Source organism: Agrobacterium sp. 22-3639C2 (assembly GCF_053522105.1).
Window position 1 is genome coordinate 101,778 of record NZ_JBNWDB010000003.1, and the last position, 9,368, is coordinate 111,145.

Here is a 9,368-nt window from a genome sequence, read left to right on the forward strand (position 1 = left end):
TTCAAGCCCTGCGCGACGCAATCTTCGCGAATGTTTCGACCCCTAAAAATACCCCATGAAACTTAGGGGACTCAGTCATGACGACTATCGCAGCAACAACCAGCAGCTATTACGCAACTCCGGTCCGGACCCTTGAGCCGACAAAGACCAGGGAAACAAATGCAACCACCGAGGCCTTGCTGGAACTGACACGGGCGGCACACCGCGCGATTTCCAGCGCCGAGAGCGTTGCCGTTTCCGCCGCACCTGCCGCCGCCAGCGTTTCCGCCGGACTTGCCGCAGCACTTTGGAACCTAGACAGCGGCGCACAGGCCAGAACCGAACCGGCGGTAGATATCGCCGCATCAGCGCAGCCTGACGCCGCCTCCAGCATCGAGACAGAAGTTCTCAAAGCCCTGGCGCAGGCACTCGGCGTGGATGCCGCCGCCTGACACCCATTGAACGGCAGGCTGAAAAGCTATATCTCTAGAGACTAGAGCATCCGGTTCGTTCTTGTCCCGGCTGCTCTTGAGAATATGGAGAAGGCAATGCTGTCCATCGGTGAATTGTCCAAACGTACCGGCGTGAAGGTTCCGACGATCCGCTATTATGAGCAGATGGGCCTCATCCGCGAGGCAGACCGCTCGGAAGGCAACCAGCGCCGTTACGAAAAATCCGATCTCGAAAGGCTGGCTTTCATCCGCCATGCCCGCGATATCGGGCTCAATATCGACGCCATCAGAGAATTGATCGCGCTCAGCCAGCACCGGCAAATGCCGTGCGAGGGTGCGGACCGCATTGCCGCCGAACACCTCGCCCATGTGCGCGAAAAAATCACCAGCCTCAAAAAGCTCGAGCATGAGCTCGAACGTATCGTCTCCCATTGCCATGGTCATTCGATCGAGGATTGTTACGTCATCCGCGCACTTTCCGACCATGGCATGTGCGACGGCGAGCATTGAGGCTGAAGAGCAGGCTTGACAGATTTCAGATTCGAGCGCATTGCATGGACATGATCAACGAACGCGCACCCATCTCCTGCTCGTACTTTTGGGCCTACCTGTAAAGGGCGGCTCGACAGATCATTTTGTCAACAAGCCGCCGTCAGGCGGCTTTGTTGTTTTTCAAGCGTCCTGACGGCACCGATAAAACCGAAGGACCAGAAAAATGACCGAAGATAGTTCCCTTACATTGGAAAGACCGCCCGTCGTCATCATTCGTGGCGCACGCAAGACCGATTTGCCTGAGCTCAATGAGATGATCACCCTGCTTGCCACCTTTCATGGCGATGCGGCGGCGATTACGCCGGCGAAACTGGAACGCGACCTGTTCGGCCCGCTTCCCTGGGTGCATGGGCTGGTTGCGGAAGCCGACGGCGCATTGATCGGTTACGCCCTGATGCTGCCGCTCTACAGGGCGCAGGAAGGCCGCCGCGGGCTTGAGCTGCACCATCTTTTCGTGCGTGACGGTCACCGCGGCCATGGCACCGGCCAGCACCTGGTTTCCCGCGCCCGCGATATCGCCAAGCGCCTCGGTTGCGACTATCTTTCCGTCAGCGCCACGACCGGCAATGTCGCCGCGCATCGTTTCTACGAAAGCATGGATTTCGCGCCGCGCCCGGTCACCGGCATGCGCTACATGCAGTCTATCGCCTGATTGCAACCTTCGGAGACGGTCATGACACGGATTGCCATTGCGCTTGCGCAGGATTTTGCGGACTGGGAACCGGCGCTGCTTGCCGCCGCCGCGCGCGGCTATCTCGGCGTCGAGATCGTTTACGCAACCCCGGACGGCCGGCCCGTGGTTTCAATGGGCGGGCTCAACGTTACGCCCGACACATCCTATGACGCGCTTGATCCTGCTAACATCGATGCGCTCGTCATTCCCGGCGGCCTCAGCTGGGAAAAGGGAACGGCTGTCGATCTTGGCGGGCTGGCACAGCGGTTTCGCGAGAAGGGCCGGCTGGTTGCCGGCATCTGCGCGGCTGCCAGCGCGCTTGCAGGCACGGGCGCCCTTGATGACGTCGCCCATACCGGCAATTCGCTCGCCTCTCACAAGGCCTATCCGTCCTATCGCGGCGAAGCGCTCTATCGCGACCAGCCGAAGGCGGTCAGCGATGGCGGCATCGTAACCGCAGCCGGCAGTGCACCCGTCAGTTTCGCAGTGGAAATTCTGAAACACCTCGGCCTCTTTGGTCCGGAAGCCGAGGCGGAACTTCAGGTTTTTGCGGCGGAGCACCGGTGAGGCTCACCTTGGCATCGAGAGTTTTGCGGATCCTCCCACCCTCATTCCTGTGCTTGTCACAGGAATGAGGGTGGTGGGGAAGTTAAGCCGCGAGACCATCACAAATCACCCCTGATCAAGCACCCGGCAGACACGGGGCGCGACATCCCCGCCCTCCCCCGCAATCGCACGGCGGATATCGCGGCTGTTGAGATGCAGACTGCGACCGGCCGGCAAAGCCGAGCGTTTTATCTTGGCAAGGGCTGCGACCGTAAAGGCAGCCTCATTCTCATGAAAATAGGCGAGCGCCGCTTCCCGTTCCGGGCTGACGCCAAGGACTGCCTTGAAAGCAAGGCGATGCACGGCGCAGAAAGCGCCGTGACCGGGAACGGCAAAACGCAGCGCGTCGAGTTCCTCACTCCATTCGGCTGCGTCCTGCATGGATTTAAGCCTGCTGGAAGCGCTTCAGGAAAAACGCGCTCAATGTTCCGAGCAAGGCCCAGAAGACAAAGCTGGTCACGGTGGCGGCGACGATGAACTGTCGTTCCAGCGGCAGCGGTGCCAGCGCATGTTCACCTTCCGGCGGCAGGGGCGCGCCCACCACATGTGGAGCAACGATCAACACCAGTGCGAGCACGATTGCCCAGGGTTCGCGCCGGAATGCGATCAGCGCAATGCCGCCTGCGGTCGCGGCAACCGTCGAAAGCCACCAGATTTGACGCGCCTCAAGCGCGGCCGCCGGGCTGCCCGGCAGTTCCGGCGGCAGGCCGATCATCGGCGCAAGCATGACGGCGGCAAAACCGGCCACACCCCACAAAAGGCCTTCGCGCCAGCCGGCATCGGTGCCACGCAGCGAGATGAGGCCGGTCAGCACCAGCGCATAACCGATGGCGGTCAGCACGTTGGCGGCGACCGTATAGGCGGTGCGCTCGAAGCCGTCGGCCGGAGACCAGGCTTCCTCATTATGTTCGTGCGCGGGAACGGCAGCGCCGGTCGTGGCCGGAGCATCATGGCTGTGGGGCGCTTCGCCACCGGCATTTTCATAGGTTTCCGCCTTCAGGATCAGCGGCGTGGTGCCGAAAGCCTGCATGGCCGAAACGGCGAAGCCGCCAACGATGCCGACGAGGACGGCGGTAAAAACGATATTGCGAAAGAACGACATGCTTTCCCCCTCAATGGCAAGGGAAAGCATTGGCATGACGTGTGTCATGCGCGGCGTTGTGAACGGCTTCCACATGCGAAAAGCCGACAAAACCGACGACGAACAGACCAAGCACGATCGCCGTCAGCGATTGCGCGAAGCTGCCCGTTTTTGCCGAAACGGCGGCATTTGCCGTATTCTGGTTGATGGACATGGTGACCCCTCTTACGGCGCGACCCCGCGCCTTTAGACGCGGCGGAACGGCAAAACGCCGTGCAGCCGCATGCGATACACTTCACCACGGGGATACGAGACTGACACAGGGCGGCACGTTCAAGCACCACCACCCTGAAATTCCGCTCTTCCGGACACCCCGCCGGCATGGACATTTCCGTGATGGCAGGTCTCCTGGCTTACGGGTCAAAACCTGAAACACCTTCCCGGCATTGCCCTCGTCCATATCCGGCGAGATGCTTACCAGTGGCATTTCGTTTCAGGCTCTCCGCTCACAGTTGCGGGGGCAGCCACGAATGAGGATGTCTCCCTATCGTGTTCCCTTTTCACCTTCCGGAACGCCCGGAAGGAACCATCACAGGATCGTTATCCGATGGGTGTGGGTGGGAGTCAATGGCAGGCCGGCGTGAGAATTGCGCGCCGCGGCTGGATGCCGGATCAAGTCCGGCATGACGGCAAAGGGCTACCGTGCCGGGATGGCCTTCAGATAGGCGGCGATCGCATTGCGGTCTTCGGCCGTCAGATGCGCCATATTCTGCTGCACCTTGACCATGGAGCCGCCGACGCTGTCGAATTCCGGGGTGAAGCCGGTTTCCAGATAGTTGGCAATATCGGCCGCCTCCCAGCTTCCGACGCTCTGCGAGCCGGGGGTGATATCGGGAATCCGGCCCTCGCCTTCGGGATTTGGACCACCGGCCAGCCATTTGCCATCGAGAAAACCGCCAAGCGCATTGCGCGGCGTGTGACATTCGCCGCAATGGCCCGGGCCTTCCACCAGATATTGGCCGCGCAGCAATTCGGCATTGGCATCGGCAAGCTCGACGCGGGGTGGCGCGGATGTATCGAAATAGAGGAATTTCCAGCCGCCCAATGCCATGCGCATGTTGAAGGGGAACGGCAGTTCATGATCCGGCGCGTCATTCTGGCTGGCGGGCAGAACCCGCAAATAACCGAAGAGGTCGTTGATGTCCTTCTGCGTCATGCGGGCATAGGAGGCGTAAGGGAAGGACGGATAGAGATGTTCGCCGTTCTTGCCGACGCCGCGCGTCATCGCATCGCCGAATTCCGAAAGCGTCCAGCCGCCAATGCCATGCTGCGGATCGGAGGAAATATTGGGCACATGGAAGGTGCCGAAGGGGCTTTTCAACGCTTGCCCGCCCGAAAGCGTCAAAAGCGCATCGCCCTTGGCATCTGGTGCCGCATGGCAACTTGCGCAGCCGCCCGCCCAGAACAGCGTTTCGCCATTGGCAAGGTCCGGCTCGCCAAGGCTCACCCAGTGGCTGGGTGCCTGACGCACAGGCGCGGTGACCCAGGCGAAAATGCCGAAACCGGCAATGGCCGCCACCGCGATCCCGCCCGCGAGCTTCGTCCAAATGGAGGCCATGACCCCTCTCCCCATTATCACCTGATGAGATCAGGCATCATTCCCGCTGAAAAAAACGCCGCCGGGAAGCGGCGTTCTTAATAGGATCACTTCTTCAGACGGTAGGTCTGGTGGCACGCACCACAATCGGCACCGAGGGTCTGCATGGCGGCGGTGACGCCTGCCTGATCGGCGGGAAGGCTGGCGAGGACCTTGTCCGCATCGGCACCGAGCTTGGCGGCCTTGGACTTGAAGTCATCGAAATTTTCCCAGATCGCGGGTGCCGCAGCACTGCCGGTCTCGCTGCCCGGGGGAAACTGGTCGGGGAAAGCCTTGGCGTTGGTGCTGATGGTCGTCACGGCAGCCTTTACGGCTTCGGCGTCATAAGGCTTCTGGCCCTTGGAGATGGCAGCAAGCGCCCCCATGGAGCCGCCGATCTGCTTCATCATGCCTTCACGTTTTTCGACTTCGCCGGCAGCGTAGACCGCTCCGGCGCAAAGACAGCCGAAAAGCATGGCCGCCGCGATGGTTTTCAGTTTCATACACTCTCTCCTTGATTCCGGCAGATGCCGAACGCGCGATAACGGCGCGAGGATGCCCTTTCCGCATGGCGAAAAGAAGTCACATTGCAGTGAATTTCCCCAAGAAAACAGAAGTCTAGGAGAGTGCTTCCCAAAGCGTAACCAGGGCTGCGGCAATCAGCATGAAACCGGCGGCGCGGCCGATGAAAATCGTCGCGGCAGGCGAGGAAACGAGCCATGCCCGGCTTTTATCCGCCGTCAGCGCCAGAGCGCCATAGACCGTGAACTGCGTGATGGCCACCATCGCGCCCATTACCAGACCCTGCATCCAGATTGGACCATAGTCGGGTTTGAGGAATTGCGGATAGATCGCCATCATGAAGAGATAGGCTTTCGGATTGGAAAGGCAGGTGAGAACGGCCCGCCAGAACGCCTTTCTGACAGAGGCGCTCGCCTGCGCCTCATCGCCATTGACGGTGATGGCGCTGCGCATCAGGCCGACGCCGATCCAGACCATGTAAGCGGCGCCGGCGACCAGCAGCGGCAGGAACAGCGACGGCATCCAGGCGGCAAGCATGCCGACGCCCAACGCACCGTAAAGTGAATGCACCATGCCGCCGGCGCTCATGCCGCTTGCGGCGGAAAGCCCGGTTCTTTTGCCACCCGTCAACGCACTTGCCAGCACGAACAGCATATCCATGCCCGGCAGGATGATGATGCCGAACAGGACCAGAAAGAAAAGCCAGCGATTTTCGGCGTAACTCATGTCAGTATCTCCCAAAACAGTTTTCGACACATTCGGGAAAACTCATGTTTCTCAATGTGTTTTGCTGCTTATAGGAAAAGCCAACTGACAGCGTTGTGTCAGTTGCGTTGAGAAACCACCGGGAAAAACGGCAATGCGCAAGGCATCGAGACTGTTCGAGATCATCCAGATCCTGCGGGTGGCGCGCAGGCCGATCACCGCGCAGACCATTGCCGAGGCACTGGAAGTCACGGTGCGCTCGGTCTATCGCGATATTTCGGCCCTTCAGACCATGCGCGTGCCGATCGAAGGCGAACGCGGCGTCGGTTACATCCTGCGTCCCGGCTTCAACCTGCCGCCGCTGATGTTTTCCATCGAGGAGACGGAGGCGATCGTGCTTGCGCTCGCCATGGTCGCGCGCACGGGCGATACTGAATTGCGGCAGGCGGCCAAAAAGGTCAGCGACAAGATTGCCGCATCCCTGCCCGAACCCCTGTCGAAAACCCTGTCGGCCAATGCCCTGCACGCCTGGGGCAGCATCGCGCCCTCACCCGCCGGCGTCGATCTTGCCATGGTCAGGCGGGCGGTGCGCGACGAGGAGCGGTTGGACATAACCTATGGCGATGAAACCGGCACCGAGACCCGGCGACAGATCCGGCCCATCGCCATGATCTATTATTCGGAGACGACCAACATCGTCGCCTGGTGCGAGCTAAGGCAAGCGATCCGCAATTTCCGCTCCGACCGCGTTCTGACCTGCAAGACAACCGGCAGCTTTTTCAAGATGGAAGGCGAAAGGTTGCGGCAATTGTGGATGAGCGGCTGGCAGAGCAATCAGCTTGGGACTTCGGAACGAACGACGAATCAAGCCGGCGCGTAAAAGCAACTGATTTAGCGCGTCTTTCAACCTTCGTTGTGTGTCGGGGCCCCCGTCTCAACCGTCATTCCTGTGACAGGGACAGGAATGACGGTTGAGAGGGTGGTGCTGACTTCAAAGCAAGGCAGCGTTATGCTGCAAGTGCTCCAGCACCCTATCGTCCTCCCGCCCGAAACCGCGGATGACGATTCGGTCGGCAAACACATCGGCAATGGCGAAGGTGTTCTGGTCGGGCGTATCCACCATGCCCTTGAAGTTGACGAAGTGAGTGTTGCCCTGCACCCCGTAATTGCCCTCATGATTATGGCCGCTGAACCATGCGACGACCGAAGGGTGTACATCCAGAAGATCAACGATGCGGGGCGCGTCCCACATATTATGGGCGTTGTTCGGATAGACCGGATAGTGGCAGAGAATGACCACTTTTTCACCCGCCGCATCCGCCTTTTGCAGAACGGTCCGCAGCCATTCGAACTGTTCGTCGCTGAGCGACGCATTCCAGTCCTGCGCATTGATCGCACCCACCTCTTTCAGGCGCTTCAGACGCTCTTGCGCCAGCGTGCGGCGCGGATCGCCCGGCGGCGGGGCAAACAAGCTGACCTCGCTGCCGTCAAGCACCACGAAACGTATCTCACCGATAGTGAAATCGTGCCATGGCGACGCCATGCCGAGGCGGGCATGGATGGCGGAGAGGTGTTCGGCGGCAACGGCGAAATCGTGATTTCCCGGCAGCATCACCGAAGGGTGGCGAAGCTGCTCGTAGACGCCAAGGATCGCATCGAAATTTTCAAAACCGCGATCGATGATATCGCCCAGCGTTACCACGAAGGCCAGTTCCTCGCGATTGAAGGCGTCGATCGCTTCGCCAAGCTTTTTCGGGCTTTCGGCATAATACCGGCCCATATCCGGGCGGGGTTCGGCATCGGCATATTGGGGATCGGCAACAATGCCGAATGAGAAGAGCGGTGTGGTTTTTTCAGTCATGATGCGCCGCGATAAACCGGGCGGATGACAGGCTTGTGACAAATGGAAGCGACACGCTGGATTGTCGACCTCAAAAGCAGAACACCCGGCCTTTGGGGGGCCGGGTGCTCAAAAAATTACAATCCGCAAAACTTACTTGGAAGCGGCTTCGTAACGCTCCAGGACATAGTCCCAGTTGATGAGGTTGTCGACGAAGGCTTCGAGGTACTTCGGACGCAGGTTGCGGTAGTCGATGTAGTAGGAGTGTTCCCATACGTCGACGCCGAGGATCGGTTCTGCGCCATGAACCAGCGGATTTTCGCCGTTCGGGGTCTTGGAGATTTCGAGCTTGCCGTTCTTGACGGAAACCCATGCCCAGCCCGAGCCGAACTGCGTGGTGCCGGCAGCGATGAAATCAGCCTTGAACTTGTCGTAACCGCCGAGATCGGAGGCGAACGCCTGTTCCAGCTTGCCCGGCAGCTTGTTGCCGCCGCCGTCCTTCTTCAGCCACTTCCAGAAATGGACGTGGTTGTAATGCTGGGCAGCATTGTTGAAGAGACCAGCATTGGTGCCAAAGGACTTCTTCACGACTTCCTCAAGCGAAAGGTCGGAAAGACCGGCTTCCGCCGCCAGCTTGTTGCCGTTGTCGACATATGCCTTGTGGTGCTTGTCGTGATGGAACTCGAGCGTCTCGCGCGACATGTATGGTGCAAGCGCGTCGTAGTCGTAGGGGAGTTCAGGAAGTTCGAAGGCCATGGTTTTTACTCCTTTTTGCAGCGGGTTACCGCTCCTAGAAACCGTGTGAGCGGACCATAGGAGCGAACCTCTGTTTGGGCAACCTGTGAAATATCAAAATGTTCCGACAAAAGAGAAAATTCCTCTCAAGCCAGCCGCCACCACATTTGTTTCACAACCCTGGCGTACTGTTTTCCACCCTATCGGTTCGCTTTTGATGAAATTGCAGGAAGGAAATTCCATGACCCGCCCCATGATCCATCGCGCGCTGCTTTTCGCCGTCTTCTCCTCGCTGGCGCTACCCGCCGTCGCATCGTCTGACGATGCCTGGAAGGAATTCGTGGCGGATGTGCAGACGGCGTGCCTTGGCGCCGGCAAAGACATGATCGAGGACGCCAAGGTGGTGGTCGATCCGGTGGGCAGCGAGAATTATGGCCTCGCCGTCCTCACCGGCAAGGCCAAGGGCGCGGATGCGACGATCAGCCATATCTGCGTTTACGACAAGAAGACCAAGGCCGTCGAACTCGGCAGCGAGCTTGCCGGCGATACGCTGAAGGTTGAAATCCCCGGCTCCACCAAGCCCTGAG

14 protein-coding genes and 1 riboswitch are annotated in these 9,368 nt (G+C 59.8%); of the genes, 6 read left to right on the top strand and 8 right to left on the bottom strand.

Annotation, left to right across the window (positions count from 1 at the left end; genetic code table 11):
* Positions 1-77: 77 nt before the first annotated feature.
* The 4 genes from ACQZ6D_RS13450 (at position 78) to ACQZ6D_RS13465 (ending at position 2,223) form a co-directional block, all read left to right on the top strand.
* Complete coding sequence (locus ACQZ6D_RS13450; protein WP_003511979.1) at positions 78-431, top strand: hypothetical protein; 354 nt, start codon at positions 78-80, stop codon at positions 429-431.
* 96 nt (positions 432-527) lie between these two features.
* Positions 528-941, top strand: coding sequence for a MerR family transcriptional regulator (locus ACQZ6D_RS13455; protein ID WP_065702652.1), 414 nt, complete (start codon positions 528-530; stop codon positions 939-941).
* 205 nt (positions 942-1,146) lie between these two features.
* Positions 1,147-1,635, top strand: coding sequence for a GNAT family N-acetyltransferase (locus ACQZ6D_RS13460; RefSeq protein WP_003511975.1), 489 nt, complete (start codon positions 1,147-1,149; stop codon positions 1,633-1,635).
* A 21-nt stretch (positions 1,636-1,656) separates the two neighbouring features.
* Complete coding sequence (locus ACQZ6D_RS13465) at positions 1,657-2,223, top strand: type 1 glutamine amidotransferase family protein (RefSeq protein ID WP_065702653.1); 567 nt, start codon at positions 1,657-1,659, stop codon at positions 2,221-2,223.
* Positions 2,224-2,328: 105 nt separating this feature from the next.
* On the opposite strand, the gene ACQZ6D_RS13470 is transcribed toward ACQZ6D_RS13465, so the two are convergent.
* The 6 genes from ACQZ6D_RS13470 to ACQZ6D_RS13495 form a co-directional block, all read right to left on the bottom strand.
* Entirely contained in the window at positions 2,329-2,643 is a 315-nt protein-coding gene (locus ACQZ6D_RS13470) for a hypothetical protein (RefSeq protein ID WP_065702655.1), read from the bottom strand.
* Between the two features lie 4 nt (positions 2,644-2,647).
* Positions 2,648-3,364, bottom strand: a complete 717-nt coding sequence (locus ACQZ6D_RS13475; protein ID WP_065702657.1) for a CbtA family protein — start codon at positions 3,362-3,364, stop codon at positions 2,648-2,650.
* Between the two features lie 10 nt (positions 3,365-3,374).
* Positions 3,375-3,557 carry a CbtB domain-containing protein gene (locus ACQZ6D_RS13480; protein WP_003494386.1) on the bottom strand — a complete coding sequence of 61 codons (183 nt, stop codon included), beginning with the start codon at positions 3,555-3,557 and terminating at the stop codon, positions 3,375-3,377.
* A gap of 167 nt (positions 3,558-3,724) precedes the next feature.
* Positions 3,725-3,949: riboswitch (cobalamin riboswitch) on the bottom strand.
* 91 nt (positions 3,950-4,040) lie between these two features.
* On the bottom strand, positions 4,041-4,961 hold the full coding sequence (locus ACQZ6D_RS13485) for a c-type cytochrome (RefSeq protein WP_003511962.1): 921 nt from the start codon (positions 4,959-4,961) through the stop codon (positions 4,041-4,043).
* Between the two features lie 86 nt (positions 4,962-5,047).
* Positions 5,048-5,482, bottom strand: a complete 435-nt coding sequence (locus tag ACQZ6D_RS13490; RefSeq protein ID WP_025592760.1) for a c-type cytochrome — start codon at positions 5,480-5,482, stop codon at positions 5,048-5,050.
* 115 nt (positions 5,483-5,597) lie between these two features.
* Complete coding sequence (locus tag ACQZ6D_RS13495; RefSeq protein WP_065702659.1) at positions 5,598-6,227, bottom strand: LysE family translocator; 630 nt, start codon at positions 6,225-6,227, stop codon at positions 5,598-5,600.
* A 133-nt stretch (positions 6,228-6,360) separates the two neighbouring features.
* Between ACQZ6D_RS13495 and ACQZ6D_RS13500 the strand changes: the two genes are divergently transcribed.
* Positions 6,361-7,086 (top strand): helix-turn-helix transcriptional regulator, encoded by a 726-nt coding sequence (locus ACQZ6D_RS13500; protein ID WP_065702661.1) that lies wholly within the window; start codon positions 6,361-6,363, stop codon positions 7,084-7,086.
* A gap of 111 nt (positions 7,087-7,197) precedes the next feature.
* Here the strand turns inward: ACQZ6D_RS13500 and ACQZ6D_RS13505 are convergent, their stop codons facing one another.
* Positions 7,198-8,067 carry a metallophosphoesterase gene (locus ACQZ6D_RS13505; RefSeq protein WP_065702663.1) on the bottom strand — a complete coding sequence of 290 codons (870 nt, stop codon included), beginning with the start codon at positions 8,065-8,067 and terminating at the stop codon, positions 7,198-7,200.
* 132 nt (positions 8,068-8,199) lie between these two features.
* The gene (locus ACQZ6D_RS13510) at positions 8,200-8,802 is read right to left on the bottom strand and encodes a superoxide dismutase (protein ID WP_003511955.1); all 603 of its coding nucleotides are present in this window, start codon (positions 8,800-8,802) and stop codon (positions 8,200-8,202) included.
* Between the two features lie 220 nt (positions 8,803-9,022).
* Between ACQZ6D_RS13510 and ACQZ6D_RS13515 the strand changes: the two genes are divergently transcribed.
* The gene (locus tag ACQZ6D_RS13515; RefSeq protein WP_173994939.1) at positions 9,023-9,367 is read left to right on the top strand and encodes a hypothetical protein; all 345 of its coding nucleotides are present in this window, start codon (positions 9,023-9,025) and stop codon (positions 9,365-9,367) included.
* The last annotated feature ends 1 nt before the right edge of the window (position 9,368 follow it).